Below are 20,106 nucleotides of genomic sequence, written 5' to 3' on the forward strand. Positions count from 1 at the left end.
CGGTGGCGTACGGATAACGCAAATTCTTGCGAAACCAACACGCCTCACTCGTTAGTGGTCGCCTCAATCAGGCGATCCAAATCATCGCGCGAGGGCCTTGTATACCCGTTTAGGGGCTTGGGTCCAGTCCCTTTTGGCTCCGGGCCAAGAAGTTGACGGTAGGTTTGCTCGTTCGCATCGGCGTTACGCTGAGCACGCGCCAGTTCTTCGGCTGTGGTATCGAATATTTCGTCAGGAGCCATGCGCATAATGAGGAACGCGCCTTCTTCCAAAACCGGACGGGTGCGGGCATCGCGGACCCAGTCGGGTTGCGAATCTGCCGGCAGAAGCCACGACAGGGCAAGAAACCCGATACAGACGATCAAGCCACCACGCAAAAGACCAAACACAAAGCCAAGCGTACTATCAAGACTATCAAGGCCGGAATTTTGGACCGCGCGGCCAATCCGGCCACTAATGAACGAGAAAATCAAAAACGAAATCAGGAAAAGACCAACCCCGGTCGCCAGATCGGCAATCAATTCAGACGGGATCAAATCACGGACATATGGACGTGCAACCGGATAGCCATAAAGCGCACACAGCCCCGCCCCAAGCCAGCCCATCATCGACAGGGTTTCGTGGATGAATCCGCGGAAAAAGGCAAACAAACCCGATAGCAGCACGATGCCGACGACAATCAGATCAAACACATCACGTGCGCCAAGATCGGGAAGGGCGGAGAAATCCATTTGTTCGTAAACCTTGTCAGTAAGCTTGGAAGCCTGGGCATTGATACGTGTTGGGCCGCAAAGGGGGGCGCTTAATACATGCCTTCGCGCGGACGCACTTTGTCGCGGACATCGTCGCCGAAGAGGTTTACCAAATCCTGAAGATGGCCGATTTCGGTCTGATTAAGGCCCTTGATCGATACCTTTTTCTTGGTCTGCATGCCGTTTTTCGGGGTGTAGGCATTGCCAAAGCCAAGTTTGGTAGCCTCCTTCAAACGCGATTCGAGTTGCCCGACCGGGCGTACTTCGCCCGAAAGGCCAATTTCACCGACAATTACGGTTTCATTTGGAACCGGTTTGTCTGCCACGGCCGAAATCAGCGCGGCGGCAACCGCCATATCGGCGGCAGGTTCGCCAACCCGCAAGCCGCCAGCCACGTTCAGATAGACATCGAACTGGCCAAGCGCCAAGCCACAACGGGCATCAAGGACGGCCAAAATCATGTTCATACGGGCCGAATCCCAGCCGACAACCGCACGGCGCGGTGTTGCCAGGGCCGATTGTGCGACCAATGCCTGAATTTCGACAAGCATCGGGCGGGTGCCTTCCAGTCCGGCAAAGACGGCTGTGCCACTAACCGGGCTGTCGCGATCGGCCAGAAACAATGCCGATGGATTGGGAACTTCGACCAGACCGGCATCACCCATTTCAAAAACGCCGATTTCATCGGTCGCGCCGAAACGGTTTTTGACCGCCCGCAGGATGCGGAATTGATGGCCGCGTTCGCCTTCGAAATACAAAACCGTATCGACCATATGTTCCAGAACACGCGGCCCGGCAATCTGGCCTTCTTTGGTGACATGACCCACCAGCAGCACGGCAAAGCCTTTGCGCTTTGCCAGACGGATCAGCTCCAGGGCACAGGCACGAACCTGTGACACGGTGCCCGGCGCACTATCGAGGGTGTCGGCATACATGGTTTGGATCGAGTCAATGACCACGACTTCGTGGCTGCTGGCTTCCAGTGTGGTGATGATGTCGCGCAGGCTGGTTGCGGCAGCAAAATCAACCTTGGTTTTGCTCAGGCCCAAGCGCGCGGCCCGCATGCGGACCTGATCAATTGCTTCCTCGCCCGAGATATAGGCGCATTTATGTTTGGCAGCCATGGCGCCAACCGCCTGAAGCAGGATGGTGGATTTACCAATGCCCGGATCACCGCCAACCAAAAGGGCCGAGCCCGGAACAAGGCCGCCACCACAGGCGCGATCAAGTTCGGCAATGCCGCTTATGATGCGCGGCGGGCTGGCACTTTCACCTTCAAGTGCGACGAAATCGATGGTCTTGCCCTTTGCCCCGCCGGAAATGCCACCCGCAGCCTTGGGGCCGGTTTCAACCCGCTGTTCTTCGATGCTGTTCCATTCGCCGCACGCATCACAATGGCCGGTCCATTTACGATATTCCGCACCGCAGTTTTGACAGGTGAATCGGCTTTGGGTTTTGGCCACAGAATGCTCCGCAGGTCATGAAGGGGGCAGACAAAGCATTTATCTGCTGCGTGGGACGAGGACAATTTCAGAGATGTTTAAGGTCAAGGTCAAGGGGACCTTCGATTTCACCGGAAACGAATTGCTGCAAAAACGGGTTATCAGCCTGATCAATATCGGCAACCGGACCATCCCAGATGATCTTGCCTTTATACAGCATGGCAACACGGTCGGCGATTTTACGTGCACTTGCCATGTCATGGGTAATGGTCACGGCACTTGCGCCCAACTCGCGGGTGCATTTAACAATCAGGTCGTTGATGACATCACCCATGATCGGGTCAATGCCCGTGGTCGGTTCATCAAAAAACAGGATTTCCGGTTCTGTTGCAATCGCACGGGCAAGGCCAACACGTTTTTGCATGCCGCCCGAAAGCGATGACGGGGTCATATTGGCAATTTCAGCACCAAGGCCAACATCGGCAAGTCTGGCAATCGCAAGATCACGTGCCTGACGTGGTTTCATGCCTTGGCCTTCAATCAGGCCAAAGGCAACATTTTCCCAGACACTGAGGGAATCAAAAAGGGCGGCACCCTGAAACAGCATGCCGGTTTTCGCCAACATGGCATCACGATCAGACCGGTTGGCGCCGATCATTTCAACGCCGTCCACCGTGATCGATCCCTGATCAGGGGATAAAAGGCCCAGCACGCATTTCAGGGTGACAGATTTACCCGTGCCCGATCCGCCAATGATGGCAACCGATTCCCCCGGTGCGACATCAAGGTCGACACCCTGAAGGACTTTCTTGGGGCCAAAGGCCTTGTGAACATTGCGCAGGGATATCTTGGCAGGAGTGCTCATGATGTTGTCAACCGACCCTTATCGCGTGAAGAACAGTTCGGTGACGATATAGTTCGAAATCAGAATCAGAATGGAACTTGATACGACCGCATTGGTGGTTGCCTGACCAACACCCTGTGCGCCACCCCGCGAATTATATCCGTGGTAGCAGCCCATCAGGGTAATGATAAAGCCAAACACAGCGGCCTTTACCAGGCCCGATACAACATCAAGCTGTTCAAGATACTGGAACGTATTGCGGATATAGGATCCTTCGTTAAAGCCAAGCTTGTTGACGCCAACAAGATAGCCGCCCAGAACCCCGATAATATCGCCAATCAGAACCAGAATCGGCAGGGTGATCACACCCGCAACCACACGCGGCACAACCAGATATTTGAATGGATTGGTCGAAAGGGTGACCAGCGCATCAATCTGTTCGGTCACACGCATGGTGCCGATTTCAGCAGCAATTGCTGCACCCACACGCCCGGCAACCATAAGGCCGGCCAAAACCGGACCCAGTTCGCGGGTCATGGAAATGACAACCACGGTTGCAACCGCACTTTCCGCAGAAAAGCGCGAAAACCCGGAATAGGATTGCAGGGCCAGAACCATACCGGCAAACAGGGTGGTCATGGCGACCACCGGCAGCGAGAAATAACCAATCTCGCGCATCTGTTTGAAAATCAGCCGGAAATAGATTGTCGGCGTTACCATGTGGCCAATCGTACGACCAGCAAACACAGTTACGCGACCGACAAGGGCCAAAAAGGTCAAAAACATATGGCCAACCGGCGCAAAGATCGGCATCTGTACTTCGAAGTCCCCTGTTATCGGCCCGTTTTAGATTTATGGCCGGTTCTTATAATTCAGCCTTCTGTATAGACCCGCCGGTAGCGATGTCCAAGAGAAGTTAGAATCTCATAACCAATTGTACCAGCAGCAGATGCAACATCGTCAACCGTCATCTTGTCATCAAGAAGCGGGACCATATCGCCAGCTTTGATCGATTTGCCCGGAAGGTCGGTGATATCAACCGTGATCGCATCCATCGACACGCGCCCGACATAGGGAACTTCATGCCCCTTGATCAGCATTTTTCCGTTGTTGGAAAGCGACCGTAACCAGCCATCGGCATAACCAACCGCAAGGGTTGCGATTTTCGATTTGCGTTTGGCGGTCCATGATCCGCCGTAACCAACCGTTTGGGCGGCGTCAATTTCGCGAACCTGAAGCACTTTGGCGTTCAGGGTAACGACGGAGCGCATCGGATTGGTGGTTTCAGGCGTCGGGTTGCCGCCCCAAAGCGCAATGCCCGGACGGCAGAATTCCAGATGGTAATCATCGTTGCGGAAGATCGCAGATGAATTACAAAAACCACGCGGGGCCGGTGGCAACCGGCGATACCATTTCATGAACAGATCGTACTGTTGCTTGGTGATCGGGTTTTCAGCCTCGTCAGCGGCGACCGGGTGGGTCATGTATCCGGCTTTTTCAAACCCATACAGAAGCGATGAATAACGGTCGACCAAGGTGCTGACATCAAGTGGTGTCAGGCCAAGGCGGCTCATGCCGGTATCAAGATGAATAAAGGCCGGGGCAGGGCGTTCATATTCCCGGCACAGGTTTGACCACCGTTCGATCTGTTCAAGATCGTTGAGAACCGGAATGACGTCATTTTCGATAAAGAATTCTTCATCACCGGGCAGAACACCATTGAGAACCGCAATCCGTCCGCCGCCGCGCAAAAGCGGGAACAGGTCGGCGGCTTCGTTGGCCTGCGCGACAAAGAACAAACGGCATCCTTGCTTTTTCAGGACCGGGACGATTGTTTCCGCACCCAAACCATAAGCATCGGCTTTTACCACGGCACCGCATGTGCGGCCGGTATAGCGTTTGGTCAAAGTCTTGTAATTGTCGGCAACTGCTTTCAGATTGATTTGCAGTTCCGCGCACTCGGCCGCACGGCCGACGGCGGGAAGAACGGTCATTCTTAATACCCCGTGGAATCCGTTTGCGGACGGGCTTACGCCCGATCCCTATTCATAATCTTCTTCAGTGTGATCAAGATCGCCAAACTTGGTGTAGTTCCCGTCAAAATACAAACGCACGTTGCCCACCGGGCCGTGACGCTGTTTGGCGACGATGACTTCTGCGGTGTTGTAGACATGGTTCAAACGTTCCTGCCAGTTGGCATAGCGTTCACCGAATTTATCGGTCGCTTCGCCCTGATTCTGGGCGGGTTCAGAACGTTCGAGATAATATTGTTCACGGTAAATGAACATAACAACGTCGGCGTCCTGCTCGATCGAGCCGGATTCACGAAGATCCGACAGCTGCGGACGTTTATCGTCGCGCTGTTCAACCGCACGCGAAAGCTGCGACAGGGCAAGAACCGGAACTTCAAGCTCCTTGGCAATTGCCTTGAGCATTCGGGTGATTTCCGAGACCTCCTGCACACGGCCATCGCCACGGAAGTTGGTCGGCGGGGCCAGAAGTTGCAGGTAATCGACGACGATCATTGCAAGACCGTGCTGACGTTTCAAACGACGGCAACGGGTACGAAGGGTCGATACCGGAAGGGCCGGTGTATCATCGATATAAAGCGGAACGGTATTGAGTTCCTGAGTGGCGAGTAACAGGCGTTCAAAATCCTGTTCGTTCAGATCACCACGGCGCATGTTATCGCCTGACACTTCAGCAGCCTGAGACAGCAAACGTGCCGCCAACTGTTCTGCGGCCATCTCAAGCGAGAAGACGGCTACGGCACCGGTACGGATTTCATCTTCAGAATCATTGCCTGCCGCACGGTTTTGGTGTGATGCAATCGCGGCGTTAAAGGCAATGTTCATCGCCAGGGCCGTTTTACCCATCGACGGACGACCTGCAAGGATCAGCAAATCCGAAGGATGCAGACCACCAAGTTTGCGGTCAATATCGCGCAACCCCGTGGTAACACCGACAACGCGACCGGCATTCTTGTAAGCATGGTCAATGTTTTCATACGCCTTGGCCATGGCCGGGCCAAAGGCCACAAAGCCCGATTCGGCTGAGCCCGCGGTGGCAAGCGAGAACAGTTTCTGTTCGGCTTTTTCAATCTGGATGGTGGCGTCAGTATCAAGTTCGTACTGATAGGCATCATTGACGACATCTTCGCCAAGTTCGATCAACTCACGTCTTAGATAAAGGTCATAAACCAGTTTGCCGTAATCACCGGCATTGATGACCGAGACAAGGTTGTTTGACAGTTCCGCCAGATATTGCGGCCCGCCGATCTCGGCAAGGGCTTCGTCCTGCTTGAAATAGGCTTTGAGCGTGACCGGGTTGGCCAACTGTCCGCGTTCGATCTGCTTGCCGCAGGCTTCGAAAATGCGGCCATGTCGGCCATCGGCGAAATGTTCGGGCCGCAGGATATCAGACACACGTTCATACGCAGCGTTGTTGTTAAGAATCGCGCCAAGAAGGGCTGCTTCCGCCTCAAAGTTGTGCGGAGCCATACGTTCAAGCACCATATCGGCACCGTCACCGTGGTCTATATCAAGCGGAGCAAAGAGGGCGTCTAAATTGGGATCTGTCATGGGCGGAAAAGGTACCAGTCATCCGGTTGGCCGCAAAGAGTTAATCGGTATAACTCATAGCGGGTATTCCGCAAGCGCAGAGGTCGTCCGCTGCCCGGGTTTTGAAATGTTTTTACAAATCAGGCCCGAAAAGAAGACGACAAAAAGAAAACGGCACGTCCTTGCGGACATGCCGTTTCCCAAATGATCTTAGAAGAACCAAGCAAATTATGCTTTGGAATCTTCTTCGTTCGGAGCATCTGCAGAAGCTTCTGCCGGAACTTCTTCTTCGAAGAGTTCTTCAGCAGCTTCCAGAGCTTCTTCTTCTTCAGCTTCCATTTCCTCGATGGTGCCAAGAACAGCAGAACCTTTACGGAGCTGTTCAGCGGCATCTTCTTCGGAACGTGCAACGTTGGCAGTCACTTCAATAGCAACTTCCGGGTGCAGGCTGATTTTAACCTGGTGCAGACCAAGGGTTTTGATCGGCTGATCAAGAACGACCTGGGTACGTGCAACAGTGTAACCGGCTTCGGTTACTGCATTTGCGATATCGCGTGCAGTTACCGAACCGTAAAGATGACCAACGTCGGATGCCTGGCGAACGAGGGTGACAGCGACGTCACTCATCGTTACGGCAACCGCTTCGGCTTCTTTGCGGCGGTCAAGGTTGTCAGCTTCGAGCTGTGCTTTCTGTGCTTCAAACACGGAAAGATTCGCTTTGGTTGCACGAAGGGCCATGCCCTGCGGCAGCAAGCGGTTGCGGGCGTGGCCCGGCTTGACGGAGACTACGTCACCCATCTGACCGAGTTTTTCTACCCGCTGGAGCAGAATAACTTCCATCACCGATCCTCCTCATTGCTACGGGTCATCGGTTCTTTCCCCCGCAGCCTGATTAAATGCTCAACAATTCCAAGTCCGGTGATCGCAATAAACGACCAACTAGACAGAACCGCGACGATGTAGAACACCGTCAGTATCATACGTTTTTGCGGCCATCGGGCAGCCTGCCCATGTACCAGCGCCAATCCCTGAAACAGGAACGGCACTGCCAGTACCACCGCGACGTTTCGCGCCACATAAGCCAGGGAACCATCGGCAAAGCCGACCGTAAACCCGGCCAAGGCGAACGCAAACAGTGACCAGCCAGGCAAGGCAAAAGAAGCCATACTTGGTGTCGGACGCAGGTTTTTGCCTGCACGCACCAAGATTGCCTGTGCGATTGCCGCATTGGCGAACAGCATTAACAGCCAGCTCACCGAAGCAATCGCCGGGAAATACGTCTGGAACATTCCAATCAAACCCTGAACTTCAGGTGTCACAGGGACACCCATTTCCGAGTATGTCTGGTTCAGGAACTGCGAAACGAAGTCCTGAAGATCCAAACCTTCCGCCGTTAGTGTTCCGGTAATGATGATCATTACCGTCGCGACCATAACGGCCATGGCACCAACAACAATTCCGGATGGAAGAAAGGCAATATTGCCATTTGCATCCTTCCGAATGATCAGTGCCATGCGGGTCAACAACATCGCCGGTCCGGCAAACACGACCATAAAGACCGTGAAAGGCAGTAATCCCCCCAAAAGAACAAGGGCACTACATGCGGCAACTGCCGCAACCAGCAGGCGTTTGGGTCCTTGCCACAATCCCGTAAGGAAAAGCGGCAGATGCCCGAAATATGAGAGCAACAAAGCAACAGGATTTCCTGATAAGACCAACAGGAACAGGACGGCACTGCCAAGTCCTGATCCAATAGCTATTAGGGTGTCACGTTGCATCATTTACTCCCGGCCTGAGACCGCAAAAGGGTCTCTTGCCGACTGCCTCAGACTTGATCTGAGTACGGCAGCAGCGCCAGGAAACGTGCACGTTTAATGGCTTTCGCCAGTTCGCGCTGTTTCTTGGCCGAAACCGCAGTGATACGGCTCGGAACGATTTTGCCGCGTTCGGAAACGAAACGCTGCAGCAGTTTGACATCTTTGTAGTCAATCTTCGGCGCATCCGCACCCGAGAACGGGCAGGTTTTACGACGACGGAAAAACAGACGACGTCCAGCCATGATATATACTCCTCGCTATCTGTTAGCCGTGCTGACGGGGACCGCCGCGGCGATTACCGCCACGTGCGCCGCGCTCGTCGCGGTTACGCAGAATGGCTGACTGTTCTTCTTCGAACTCTTCAACCTTGACAGTCATCTGACGCAGAACGTCTTCGTTCAGGCGCATCAGACGCTCATATTCCGCGATCGTGGCGTTGTCGGCTTCGATCTGGAAGAGAGTATAGTGGCCTTTGCGGTTCTTTTTGACACGGTATGTCAGGGAACGCAGGCCCCAATATTCGGTTTTGGCAATCTTGCCGCCGAGACCTTCGATGGTCTGGGTCAGCTTTTCGTTCAGGCTTTCGACCTGTGCGGTCGAGAAGTCCTGACGTGCGATAAACACGCTTTCGTACTTGCTCATAATACTCCTAATCACTCCTTGTGGCTTATCTCTTCCTAACATGACCTCGTGTCATGCAGGCATAGCCGGGCAATCCCGGCAAGGAGCCGTGAGACCGCGGAATATACACTTTTCGCCCAGTAGTGCAACGCCAAATGCACCTTTTCCACAATTGCGAAACATCGCACTGTGTTTGTGAAAAACGGCAGGAACGCAATGCTTTCGAAGTTGGTCCCCAAGGGGGGGCAGCGTTGCGGTTTTGGGATAACTGTTATGCGGATGGCCGGGAAGGCCGTTTTTATCGTGTCTCGTCGTTATATCTTAGGGTTTAAGATCCTGAAATTGATCGACTTCGCGGGATGTGCCCGTGTTTCCTGCAATTTGATGTCACAGGAAATCAAAAGGTGGGGCAGGGTGGGGCTTTGGTTGCGCGGGGCTTAGGTGTTTATGGGGTGTTTGTTTTGTGCGCTGCGCAACAGCTCGTTCTTCGTAAATCACGGGAACTATGTCATAAGCGCGAGATGGGGACTTAGTTGCCTGTGGCTTGCAATCGGGATTGAACATGCCAAGTTTGAGGCAACGAAATTCCGAATACGGTCTGATTGACGCCATCTCTCCTTGACAGTGCGGTCGCGCACGTTATCAAGGGTGGCTTGAATTTTAGGGGCCGAATTTCGGCACAGCCTTCGTAGAAGCTGACAAGGGTATTATAGATATAATGACACGCGCACTCGTTTTCCCCGGTCAGGGGTCGCAAGCGGTTGGTATGGGCAAGGAACTGGCAGATGCATTCCCGATTGCCCGCGAAGTTTTCCAGGAAGTTGATGACGCGCTTTCACAAAAGCTAAGCGCATTGATGTTCGAAGGACCGGAAAACGAACTGACCCTGACTGAAAACGCACAGCCTGCGTTGATGGCCGTCAGTCTTGCGGTTACCCGCGTTCTGGAAAACGAAGGCGGATTTACCCTGACCGATAAATGCGATCTGGTTGCCGGTCATTCGCTTGGCGAATATTCCGCCCTTGCCGCGGCTGGTACTTTTGCCATTGCCGACGCGGCGCGTTTGTTGAAAATCCGTGGTCAGGCCATGCAGGCCGCAGTCCCGGTTGGTGTTGGCGCAATGGCGGCTCTTCTTGGGCTTGATTATGTCGATGCAGTTGCCGTTGCCGAAGAAGCAGCGCAAGGCGATGTTTGTACGGCGGCAAATGACAATGCCAGCGGACAGGTTGTTGTGTCCGGCCACAAAGCGGCTGTTGAACGCGCGATTGAGATTGCCAAGGAAAAGGGTGCGAAACGCGCAGTTCTTTTGCCGGTATCTGCACCGTTCCATTGCGCACTGATGCAGCCTGCTGCGGATCGTATGGCCGAAGCACTTGGTGAAGTGACGATGAAGGCGCCTGCCAAGCCGCTTGTTGCAAATGTCACAGCAGAAAAAACCATTGATCCGGAAACCATTCGTAAACTCCTTGTGGAGCAGGTTTGTGGCACCGTGCGTTGGCGTGAGTCGGTTCTTTATATGAAAGAACAGGGCATCACCGATCTGGTCGAGATTGGCACTGGCAAGGTTTTGACAGGTATGGTTCGCCGTATTGACCGTGATCTTAGTGGCGTTGCCGTCAATAGCCCGGCAGATATCGAAGCATTTCTCGGCACTCTTTGAATTGAGTGTTGTGACGAAGACGAACCCAAAGGGAAAAGAAATACATGTTTGATCTTGCAGGGAAAACAGCACTTGTAACCGGTGCCACCGGTGGTATCGGTGGCGAGATCGCCAAAGTTTTGGCGCAGGCCGGTGCGAAGGTTGCTCTGTCGGGGACCCGTCAGGAACGCCTTGAAGCCGTTGCTGCCGAGATTGGCGAAAATGCTGTTATTGTTCCGGCGAACCTTTCGGATTCTGCCTCGGTTGATGGTTTGATCAAGCTTGCTGAAGAAGCACTTGGCGGTCAGCTTGATGTTCTGGTCAATAATGCGGGCATCACCCGTGACCAGTTGGCAATGCGCTTGAAAGACGAAGACTGGCAGGCGGTTATTGATGTGAACCTGACGGCTGCTTTCAAGCTTGCGCGTAATTCGCTGCGTGGCATGATGAAGCGCCGGCACGGTCGTATCATCAATATCACCTCGATCGTTGGTGTGACCGGAAATCCGGGTCAGGCGAACTATGCTGCAGCGAAAGCAGGCATGATCGGCTGGTCTAAATCGCTCGCACAGGAAGTTGCTGCGCGCGGTATTACAGTGAACTGTGTCGCACCTGGTTTTATTACGACGGCCATGACCGAAGAGCTTGGAGATGCCCAGAAAGAGAAGCTTTTGGGCGGGATTCCGGCAGGCCGGATGGGCGACAGCAAAGAGATCGCAGCAGCGGTTCTGTATCTTGCAAGTGACGAAGCTGCTTATGTCACAGGACAGACCTTGCATGTGAACGGCGGAATGGCGATGATTTAACCCGTTGCGGGTTGCCTTCTTTTCTGTTTAAAAGGGGCCGCTATACCAAATATTGAAATCGGCAATTGTGTGTTGTCGGTTTCCGGTTCCCGGGAGGTCCTTCAATAGGGGGAAGATAACGGGCACCACGTAAACACTAACTGACAGAAAACCTATTGAAGGATTTGAGCTATGAGTGATGTCGCAGATCGCGTGAAGAAGATCGTTGTCGAGCACCTCGGTGTTGAAGAAGACAAGGTCACTGAAAACGCTAGCTTCATTGACGATCTGGGCGCTGACAGCCTGGACACGGTCGAGCTGGTTATGGCGTTTGAAGAAGAATTCGGTTGCGAAATTCCGGATGACGCGGCTGAAAAAATTCTGACCGTCAAAGACGCGATCGACTTCATCGAAAAGGCGAACGGCTAATCTTGCCGTGAGACACGGGCGCCCGAGGGCATCCTCAGGCGCCCTTTTCGTCTTTGCTGGATTCATAAAATAAAGGCGTAATGCGGGATGAGACGCGTAGTTGTTACCGGACTTGGTGCTGTAACGCCGCTGGCTAGCGGTGCACAGAATACTTGGCAGAAACTGCTGAACAGCCAATCCGGCATCAAAAGCATCGACACGTTTGACGTGTCGGATATTCCTGCCAAAATCGCAGGCCTCGTGCCGCGCGGTGAGGGTGACGGACTTTTCAATCCAGAAGATCATGTCTCGATCAAAGACATGAAAAAGATGGACGATTTTATCGTCTATGGGATTGCAGCTGCCGATCAGGCACTTGCCGATTCCGGTTGGAAACCTGAAACAGATGAAGACCAGGAAAATACTGGTGTTCTGATTGGTTCGGGTATCGGTGGTTTGCCAAGAATCTCCGAAGCCACCGAATTGGTGAATAACGGCAAAACCCGCCGCGTCAGCCCATTCTTCATTCCGTCTTGCCTGATCAATCTGGTCTCTGGCCAGGTATCGATCAAACACGGACTTAAAGGCCCGAACCATGCTGTTGTGACAGCATGTTCGACCGGTGCACACGCCATTGGCGATGCGTCACGCATGATCATGCTTGGCGATGCCGATGTGATGGTTGCCGGTGGTGCGGAAGCCGCTGTTTGCCGTCTTGGCATGGCGGGCTTTGCCGCAGCACGTGCTTTGTCCACGGGATTCAACGATACCCCGACCGAAGCATCCCGTCCCTGGGATGAAGGCCGTGACGGTTTTGTCATGGGCGAAGGTGCGGGCTGTGTCGTTCTTGAAGAATACGAACACGCCAAGGCGCGTGGTGCACGTATTTATGCAGAAGTCGGCGGCTATGGCATGTCCGGTGATGCGTATCACATTACGGCACCTGCGGCAGATGGCAACGGTGGTTTCCGTTCGATGCGTAATGCGCTTCGCAATGCCGGTGTGAACCCGGAAGATGTCGACTATGTGAATGCACATGGTACGTCGACTCCGTTGGGTGATGAAATCGAACTGGGTGCGGTCAAGCGTCTGTTTGGGGATCATTCATCGAAACTTTCGATGTCATCGACGAAATCGGCTACAGGTCACCTGCTTGGAGCGGCTGGCGCGATTGAAGCTGTGTTCTCGATCCTTGCGATCCACGAAGGCGTGGTAGCACCGACCTTGAACCTGCACAATCCGTCCGAAGCCTGCAAAGGCATGGATCTTGTTCCGCTTGAAGCGAAACAGCGCAAGGTCAATGTTGCCCTGTCGAATTCGTTCGGTTTTGGCGGCACCAACGCGTCGCTCGTGTTCAAGGCCGTTTAAAACAGCAGATCCAACCTTACCGGGAGTTTTCCCTTGAAGCGTTTTCTGCTTGTTCTTGGCTTACTAATCATCACCGCTGCCCTCACCGTTGGTGGGGCGGCGGTGTATGTTTATGTGCAATACACTTCACCGAGTAAATTGGTGCAGGGTCGCGATATCATCATCCCGCAAGGGACCGGTGTTCGTGGTATTGCCGAAATTTTCCGCCGTGAACATATCATCACCGAACCGCTGATCTTTCTGGCGGGGGTTCGCGTTGGCGGGCTGGATCGATCGCTTCGTGCCGGGGAATATCATTTCCCTGCACGGGTAAGTCCCAAACAGGCGGCCGAAATTCTTGCCAATGGAGATACCGTAAAACGGTTTGTCACCATCCCCGAAGGATTACGGTCCGGCGAAATTATTGACCGGATCAATCTGGTTGATGGTTTGGACGGTGAAATCACCGAAATTCCGCAAGACGGGACGCTGTTGCCGGAAACCTATCAATTCTCGTATGGCGATACGAAACAAAGCATCATTGATCGGATGCGGGCCGCCCATGACGACATGGTCGAACAACTTTGGCCCGGACGGGCTCAGGGACTGCCATTTGATACGATTGAAGAGGCACTTGTTCTGGCCTCCATCGTTGAACGTGAAACAGGTGTTGCTGCCGAACGTGCGCGCGTTGCCGGTGTGTTCGTCAATCGATTGAATGCCAATATGCGCCTTCAATCTGATCCGACGGTTGCCTATGCAATCAGCCCGGATAAGCGTCTTGATCGTGCGTTGACGCGTAAAGACCTTAAGTTCGAAAGCCCTTACAACACATATGTTACGCGTGGTTTGCCACCGTCGCCGATCACCAATCCCGGGCGTGAGGCATTTTACGCGGTGCTTCATCCGGCCCCGACGGAAGATGTGTATTTTGTCGCCGATGGCACCGGGGGCCATGCCTTTGCCCGCACGCTCAAAGAGCATAATCGCAATGTCGCCAAATGGCGGCGCATCCGCGACGGGCAATAACAGGTCGCTTGGATACTTTGTGCTCCATCAACAGCTCGACGAGGCATAGGAAAATTAAGAAAGGCGCCGTCCAATGTTGGACCGGCGCCTTTGTCATGTGGTGCTGATGCCTCAGTTTTCTGAGTTTTGTTCAGATGCTGCTGTTTTCTTGGGAATTCGCGAAGCAGCCAGATCAAGCACCCATTGTGGCGTGATCTTTAATGCGCCGATGATCATGTTCATCGGCCACGGGAAGGCGATCATGCCTTTGTTTTTCTCAAGCCCCTTTGCGATCTTGCGCGCAGCCTTGTCGGCCTGCATGAAAAAGGGCATCGGGAAATCATTGGCATCGGTGATGCGGCTTTTGACGAATCCGGGACAGATGACATTGACCTTGATGCCATAAGGGGCCAGTGCCCCACGTAGCCCTTCGCCATAGACACGTACAGCTGCTTTGCTGGCGCAATAGGCCGGGGCGGAGGGCAAGCCACACCAGGAGGCTTGGGACGCGACCAATGCGACCTGTCCCCGCCCGCGCACGCGCATGGCATCGATTGCCGGGTCAATGGTGTTGAGTACGCCCGCGACATTGGTTGCGAATATATCGCGCACCTGTTCGGGGCTTTCGCCCTTGCCACCGGTGCCTGCTGAAATGCCGGCATTGGCGATCACGAGGCTTAGCGGGGCAAGCTCGTCGCAATGGGTGACATAGGCCGTCATGGTTTCACGGTTGGTTACGTCCAATATATCGGCAAAGACATTTGCGCCTGCTGCACGGCATTCATTTTCCACAAGGCGCAAGCGCGTCTGATCGCGGCCACTGATGAACAATGTGACGCCTGTACGGGCGAAATGACGGGCAAGAGCGGCACCAATACCGGAACTGGCACCGGTGATCAAAACGGCATGATACTGAAAGGACATTGTTGCTCGTATGCGGTTTTAAAAATATGCGTTATCGATTTTTGCCGACCATGCTGCACCTTTGGGGCAGGATTATGAAATACCGGCAAAACATACCATATTGTTGATAACATAGATCTCGCCAGTGTTGGCCCTTGGCGTGCATCGGGCCAACCGTTATAAGCGGGAAAACATGAATTATACTGGATGAAAATATGACCGTATCAAGCATGACCGGCTTTGCCCGCACCGATGGTGCGGCAGAAGGCTTTGGCTGGACTTGGGAATTGCGCAGCGTCAATGGCAAGGGGCTTGATGTTCGTGTGCGTCTGAATGGCGGGTTTGAGCGACTTGAAACCAAAGTCCGCGATGCGGTTGCTAAACGGTTCAAGCGCGGCAATGTCGGGGTTACCCTGAATGTTGTTCGATCTGCTGATACCAGTGCCTATCAAGTGAACCGGGAATTGCTATCAGATCTGATTTCTCTGGCGGAGGAATTTGACAATACCAGCAGCCTGTCGGCGGGCACCATTGCCGATTTGTTGAATGTCCGCGGTGTGCTGGAAGTTGTTGAAACCCATGAAGACGAAGCAATGCGGGATGCCCGTGATGCAGAGGTTCTTGCCAGCCTGAATGATGCAATTGATCAGATGGCTGCGCATCGTGCGGAAGAAGGCGAAAAGCTTGATGCGATGCTTCGCGGGCATGTTGATAACATCGAAGCAACGGTTACCCGTGCAGAAAGCTGCGCATCTGTGCGCGTGGACGCGATCAAGGAACGGTTGAAACGCCAAATCGAAGAACTGATGGATGCGGGCAAATTTGAACCAGAACGGTTGCATCAGGAAGCAGCCTTACTTGCAACCAAAGCGGATATCCGCGAGGAAATTGACCGTCTTAAGGCCCATATCACCGGTGCACGCGATATGCTGACCAAAGGTGGTTCCATTGGGCGTAAGCTTGATTTCCTGTGTCAGGAATTTAACCGCGAAGCCAACACGTTGTGCTCGAAGGCCAACGACGTCGAGCTTACCAATTGCGGGATGGAGCTTAAAGTGATCATTGATCAGCTCCGCGAACAGGTACAGAACGTCGAGTAAGCGGGCAGGGAAGGAACACGATATGGTAGATCAGAACAATCGTCGTGGCGTTATGCTGGTTTTCTGTGCCCCATCGGGGGCAGGTAAAACCACCATTACCCGTCAGTTGCTTGAAAAAGACGACAGGATTTCATTGTCTGTGTCGGCAACCACCCGTGAAGCCCGGCCGGGCGAAGAAGAAGGCACACATTACTTCTTTAAATCGGTCGATGATTTCAAACATATGATTGCCAATGATGCGCTGCTTGAATGGGCGGAGGTGTTTGGCAATTACTACGGCACGCCAATAGCACCGGTCGAAAAGGCCCTTTCCGAGGGGCGTGACGTGCTGTTTGACATTGACTGGCAGGGTGCGCGCCAATTGCGCGAAAAGGGCGGTGCGGATGTTGTATCGGTCTTTGTCTTGCCACCGTCATCGGCGGAACTTGAACGGCGTTTGCGCGATCGTGGGCAGGATGCAGATGGTGTGATCATGAAACGCATGGCCAAGGCCGGTGCGGAAATCAGCCATTGGGAAGAATTCGATTACGTTTTGATCAATGATGATCTGGAACGCTGCCTTGCCGATGTTGAACATATCATCGGGGCCGAACGGATGAAGCGCGCACGGCAATCAGTTCTGCCGGGCTTCGTCAAAAAGCTTCTGACTGATTGATCGGGAAATTCAAAATGGTCGCTTTACGAAGCGGCCATTTCGTCATGAACCTGTGTCAGGCGGACAAAGTCGGCCACACTGAGTTCTTCGGCACGGGATGTTTCCGTAATCCTGGCGGTGGTGAGCAATTCACCTACATTGATATTGAGTGTTTTTAGACTGGCACGAAGCATTTTGCGCCGCTGACCAAAAGCAGCTTGTGTGATTTTGGCCAAGCTGGTCAGGTTGATGTCCGCCCCGCGATCTGCCTTGGGGCGCAATTGCACGACGGCGGAAGTTACCTTTGGCGGCGGGGTAAAGGCGCTGCGGTGGACATCAAACAGAATGTCACAATCGCATAGATACTGACACAGGACGGAAAGCCTGCCGTAGGCTTTGCTTTTTGGTCCGGCGACAACCCGTTCGGCAACTTCTTTCTGGAACATCAAAGTCAGGCTGGCAAACTGATCGATTTGCATCAGCCAATTGATCAAAAGCTGCGTTCCGACATTGTAGGGCAGATTGGCGACAATCTTGCGTGGTGCCGGGCCAAGGGTTGTGACATCGACGTCAAGCGCATCGCCATCAATTACATGCAGTGCATTGGGGTAATGGGCGCTGATTTGGTCAAGAACCGGCTGGCAGCGTGGGTCACGCTCAATGACTGTCAGGTTTTTTGCACCATTAAACAGCAACGCACGGGTCAGGCCGCCGGGGCCGGGGCCAATTTCGATCACGGTCGCTTCTTCAAGCGGCGCAGCAGCACGGGCAATCCGACCCGTCAGGTTCAGATCAAACAGAAAGTTCTGGCCAAATTTCTTTTGTGCCGACAGGTTATGGGTCGCAATCACCTCGCGAAGGGGCGGAAGGCCATCATTGGCGAGGGTGCCGGTTGTGCTGTTGTCTTCTGACACGTTAGGTCAGGCTCCTGTCGAAAGGCGTTTTGTCGCCATCTCTGCAGCCATTTTAAGGGCCGCGATAAGGCTATCAGGACGGGCGATGCCTTTGCCCGCAATGTTCAATGCCGTACCGTGATCCGGTGATGTTCTGATAAATGGCAATCCCAATGTGATATTGACACCCCCATGAAAATCAAGCGTCTTGACCGGGATCAGGGCCTGATCGTGATAGGGGCACAATGCGACATCGTAGTTCGCCCTGGCTTCTTCATGGAACATGGTATCGGCCGGAAGCGGACCAATGACATCAATGCCAAGATCACGTAAGGCTTGAATGGCAGGTGCCATGATCGTTTGTTCTTCGCATCCCATGGCGCCATCTTCACCCGCATGCGGGTTTAATCCGGAAATTGCCAAACGTGGATGTTCGATGCCGAAATCCCGCTTTAGAGCAGATGCGGTGATCTGGCAGCGCTTAATGATCAATTCAGCAGTAAGCTGCTTGGGGACATCAGACAGCGCAATATGGATCGTAAGCGGCACGACACGCAGTTTTGAATTGGCCAGCATCATCACCGGGATTGTTCCGGGGCCGGCTAACTCTGCCAGAAATTCTGTATGACCGGGATGTTTGAACCCCGCTTCGTAAAGCGCACTTTTCTGAATGGGATTGGTGACAACGGCGCTTGCCGCACCGTCACGTGTATGTGCTACGGCTTTAGTGATGCTGTTAATGACAATGTTGGCCGTTTTCGCCGAAGCGACACCAGAAACGGCTATCGCGTCCGCATTCTCAATCGCAAGAACCGGCAGGGCATCGGCAAATACATCGCGTGTTTCAGCGATGTCTGAGACGAGTTTGAAAGGAACATTTGTTCCAGCCTGTTGTATTGCGTTCTCAACAATATTGAGCGGAGAAAGAAGGCAAAATGGTTCTATGCCCGCATTTTCCCGCTGCAACCAAGCCTTGAGAGTAAGCTCTGGTCCGATACCACCGGGCTCACCAACTGTCAGGGCGATTGGTGCGATCTTAGTCATCTTGGCTCCGTTTCTGGTCGGATCGATCACATACGGATATCGATAAAGGCCTGTCGGCGCAGTTCACGAAGTTTCCGGCGTGCGAGAATATCAAGCCGTTCCATACGCAGGCGGTTTTCAACTTCGTTGCGGCTGGGCAGGTTGCTTTCTTCCGTTTTGTTGCAAATCATGACCAAAAGTGCCCCGCCATCGACACGAATGATGTTGGACGGCTTTTGCGGTTCAAGATTGCTAACCGCCTGACTGATGGGGCCGGAAAGCTCTGTCGGGGAAATGCCTTTCATTTCACCGCTCAGCTCGGAACCAAGGTCAACAGCAACATTCGCCAGTGCTTCACAGCTGTTAGCCGTTTCTTGCGTGTTGTTAAGCATGGCAAGTTTCGCATCAATCTGGTCTTTGGGCATGTCGGATGTCAGCGGGACAAATAGCTGGTAAAGATCCAGCCGAACATCGGTTACGACATTTGCATCGCCAACGCGGCGATCGAGAAGCTTTATGATGTAATAGCCACGAATGGTTTGAACAGGTTCGCTAATCTGGTCTGGTTCAAGTTGGTTGACGGCTTGTTGTAACTCGCTTGCCAGTTCGCCTGAATACAGCCATCCAAGGTCACCGCCATTGGCCGCACTCGCACTTGCCGAAAACTGACGCGCGAGGCCGCTAAACTCGGCACCCTGTTTCAAGACGTTGAGAATTTCCAGCGCACTTTGATAGACACGGGTACTGTCTTGCGGATTGTCGACCGGAAGGAAGATTTCCTGAACCCGATTACGTGGTTTGCCTTGGTTGTTGACGATCCGTTGCAGGTTGTCATCAATCTCGGCATCGGAAATCTGAACTTCATTGCGCATGGAGCCAAGAAGTTTTTGCCAGGCGACCTGTGGTTTGATCTGGTTTTCAATCGTGCCAGGCGCAATTTGGCGTTGTTCAAGGAAACGGTCTAATGAATCAGTCGGAAGACCGGCATTCTGTTCAATGATAGATTTCCCACGCGCAATATCTTCGTCAATAACTTCAAGCCCACGGCGCTCTGCTTCCTGCATCTGCAAGGTTTCATTGATCAGTTGCTGCAATACCTGCGGCGCCATCTCATTGCTTTTTTGCGGTGTCATTTGAATGTTTGACGACACGGCGATCAGCTTGATGCGCTCAACCAGATCGATGATTGAGATTGGCTCGTCATTCACAACAGCAGCGACACCGACGGGCGACTGTGCATATGCCGGTGCACGAAATGACATCAGGACAATAACAGCCAGCAAGAGGCAGACATTTGTGATTTTTGGAATCGAAAGTTTGGAAATCATCT

Annotated in this window: 21 protein-coding genes; 7 read left to right on the forward strand and 14 right to left on the reverse strand. The window is 53.4% G+C overall.

Going from position 1 to position 20,106, the window contains the following annotated elements:
* Positions 1 to 44: 44 nt before the first annotated feature.
* The 10 genes from RIC05_RS14800 to rpsF form a co-directional block, all read right to left on the reverse strand.
* Positions 45 to 731: a CvpA family protein gene (locus RIC05_RS14800; protein WP_350045474.1), complete on the reverse strand. Its 687-nt coding sequence runs from the start codon at positions 729 to 731 to the stop codon at positions 45 to 47.
* Positions 732 to 802: 71 nt separating this feature from the next.
* Positions 803 to 2,215 carry a DNA repair protein RadA gene (gene radA / locus RIC05_RS14805; RefSeq protein ID WP_350045475.1) on the reverse strand — a complete coding sequence of 471 codons (1,413 nt, stop codon included), beginning with the start codon at positions 2,213 to 2,215 and terminating at the stop codon, positions 803 to 805.
* 67 nt (positions 2,216 to 2,282) lie between these two features.
* Entirely contained in the window at positions 2,283 to 3,059 is a 777-nt protein-coding gene (locus RIC05_RS14810; protein ID WP_350045476.1) for an ABC transporter ATP-binding protein, read from the reverse strand.
* Between the two features lie 18 nt (positions 3,060 to 3,077).
* Complete coding sequence (locus RIC05_RS14815; protein ID WP_350045477.1) at positions 3,078 to 3,851, reverse strand: MlaE family ABC transporter permease; 774 nt, start codon at positions 3,849 to 3,851, stop codon at positions 3,078 to 3,080.
* A 59-nt stretch (positions 3,852 to 3,910) separates the two neighbouring features.
* On the reverse strand, positions 3,911 to 5,032 hold the full coding sequence (gene alr / locus RIC05_RS14820) for an alanine racemase (protein WP_350042206.1): 1,122 nt from the start codon (positions 5,030 to 5,032) through the stop codon (positions 3,911 to 3,913).
* Between the two features lie 48 nt (positions 5,033 to 5,080).
* Entirely contained in the window at positions 5,081 to 6,619 is a 1,539-nt protein-coding gene (locus RIC05_RS14825) for a replicative DNA helicase (protein ID WP_350045478.1), read from the reverse strand.
* Positions 6,620 to 6,826: 207 nt separating this feature from the next.
* Positions 6,827 to 7,438, reverse strand: coding sequence for a 50S ribosomal protein L9 (rplI, locus tag RIC05_RS14830; protein ID WP_350042208.1), 612 nt, complete (start codon positions 7,436 to 7,438; stop codon positions 6,827 to 6,829).
* The gene (locus RIC05_RS14835) at positions 7,438 to 8,376 is read right to left on the reverse strand and encodes a DUF2232 domain-containing protein (protein ID WP_350042209.1); all 939 of its coding nucleotides are present in this window, start codon (positions 8,374 to 8,376) and stop codon (positions 7,438 to 7,440) included. The genes rplI and RIC05_RS14835 overlap by 1 nt, the downstream gene beginning before the upstream one ends.
* Before the next feature lie 47 nt (positions 8,377 to 8,423).
* Positions 8,424 to 8,657: a 30S ribosomal protein S18 gene (gene rpsR, locus RIC05_RS14840; protein ID WP_007090355.1), complete on the reverse strand. Its 234-nt coding sequence runs from the start codon at positions 8,655 to 8,657 to the stop codon at positions 8,424 to 8,426.
* Positions 8,658 to 8,679: 22 nt separating this feature from the next.
* Positions 8,680 to 9,057 carry a 30S ribosomal protein S6 gene (rpsF, locus tag RIC05_RS14845; protein WP_350042210.1) on the reverse strand — a complete coding sequence of 126 codons (378 nt, stop codon included), beginning with the start codon at positions 9,055 to 9,057 and terminating at the stop codon, positions 8,680 to 8,682.
* Between the two features lie 697 nt (positions 9,058 to 9,754).
* On the opposite strand from rpsF, the gene fabD reads away from it, so the two are divergent.
* The 5 genes from fabD to mltG all read left to right on the forward strand — a co-directional run bounded on the left by fabD (position 9,755) and on the right by mltG (position 14,244).
* The gene (gene fabD, locus RIC05_RS14850) at positions 9,755 to 10,696 is read left to right on the forward strand and encodes an ACP S-malonyltransferase (protein ID WP_350045479.1); all 942 of its coding nucleotides are present in this window, start codon (positions 9,755 to 9,757) and stop codon (positions 10,694 to 10,696) included.
* Between the two features lie 44 nt (positions 10,697 to 10,740).
* A complete protein-coding gene (fabG, locus tag RIC05_RS14855) occupies positions 10,741 to 11,481 on the forward strand; it encodes a 3-oxoacyl-[acyl-carrier-protein] reductase (RefSeq protein WP_350042212.1) in 741 nt (246 codons plus the stop codon).
* A 171-nt stretch (positions 11,482 to 11,652) separates the two neighbouring features.
* Entirely contained in the window at positions 11,653 to 11,889 is a 237-nt protein-coding gene (locus RIC05_RS14860; RefSeq protein WP_007090351.1) for an acyl carrier protein, read from the forward strand.
* Between the two features lie 87 nt (positions 11,890 to 11,976).
* Positions 11,977 to 13,236 carry a beta-ketoacyl-ACP synthase II gene (fabF, locus tag RIC05_RS14865; protein WP_350042213.1) on the forward strand — a complete coding sequence of 420 codons (1,260 nt, stop codon included), beginning with the start codon at positions 11,977 to 11,979 and terminating at the stop codon, positions 13,234 to 13,236.
* A 33-nt stretch (positions 13,237 to 13,269) separates the two neighbouring features.
* Entirely contained in the window at positions 13,270 to 14,244 is a 975-nt protein-coding gene (gene mltG, locus RIC05_RS14870) for an endolytic transglycosylase MltG (RefSeq protein WP_350045480.1), read from the forward strand.
* A gap of 111 nt (positions 14,245 to 14,355) precedes the next feature.
* On the opposite strand, the gene RIC05_RS14875 is transcribed toward mltG, so the two are convergent.
* Complete coding sequence (locus RIC05_RS14875) at positions 14,356 to 15,147, reverse strand: SDR family NAD(P)-dependent oxidoreductase (RefSeq protein WP_350045481.1); 792 nt, start codon at positions 15,145 to 15,147, stop codon at positions 14,356 to 14,358.
* Between the two features lie 194 nt (positions 15,148 to 15,341).
* Here RIC05_RS14875 and RIC05_RS14880 point away from each other — a divergent pair, with 194 nt between their 5' ends.
* Positions 15,342 to 16,226, forward strand: coding sequence for a YicC/YloC family endoribonuclease (locus tag RIC05_RS14880; protein ID WP_350045482.1), 885 nt, complete (start codon positions 15,342 to 15,344; stop codon positions 16,224 to 16,226).
* Positions 16,227 to 16,248: 22 nt separating this feature from the next.
* Entirely contained in the window at positions 16,249 to 16,881 is a 633-nt protein-coding gene (gmk, locus tag RIC05_RS14885) for a guanylate kinase (protein WP_350042217.1), read from the forward strand.
* Positions 16,882 to 16,904: 23 nt separating this feature from the next.
* On the opposite strand, the gene rsmA is transcribed toward gmk, so the two are convergent.
* The 3 genes from rsmA to RIC05_RS14900 are packed head-to-tail and all read right to left on the reverse strand — an operon-like array spanning position 16,905 to position 20,104.
* Positions 16,905 to 17,774: a 16S rRNA (adenine(1518)-N(6)/adenine(1519)-N(6))-dimethyltransferase RsmA gene (gene rsmA, locus RIC05_RS14890; protein ID WP_350045483.1), complete on the reverse strand. Its 870-nt coding sequence runs from the start codon at positions 17,772 to 17,774 to the stop codon at positions 16,905 to 16,907.
* A 6-nt stretch (positions 17,775 to 17,780) separates the two neighbouring features.
* A complete protein-coding gene (pdxA, locus tag RIC05_RS14895; protein WP_350045484.1) occupies positions 17,781 to 18,797 on the reverse strand; it encodes a 4-hydroxythreonine-4-phosphate dehydrogenase PdxA in 1,017 nt (338 codons plus the stop codon).
* 26 nt (positions 18,798 to 18,823) lie between these two features.
* Positions 18,824 to 20,104, reverse strand: coding sequence for a peptidylprolyl isomerase (locus tag RIC05_RS14900; protein ID WP_350045485.1), 1,281 nt, complete (start codon positions 20,102 to 20,104; stop codon positions 18,824 to 18,826).
* Between the last annotated feature and the right edge of the window lie 2 nt (positions 20,105 to 20,106).

It is taken from the genome of Thalassospira sp. (assembly GCF_040218635.1).
Classification (GTDB): Bacteria; Pseudomonadota; Alphaproteobacteria; order Rhodospirillales; family Thalassospiraceae; genus Thalassospira.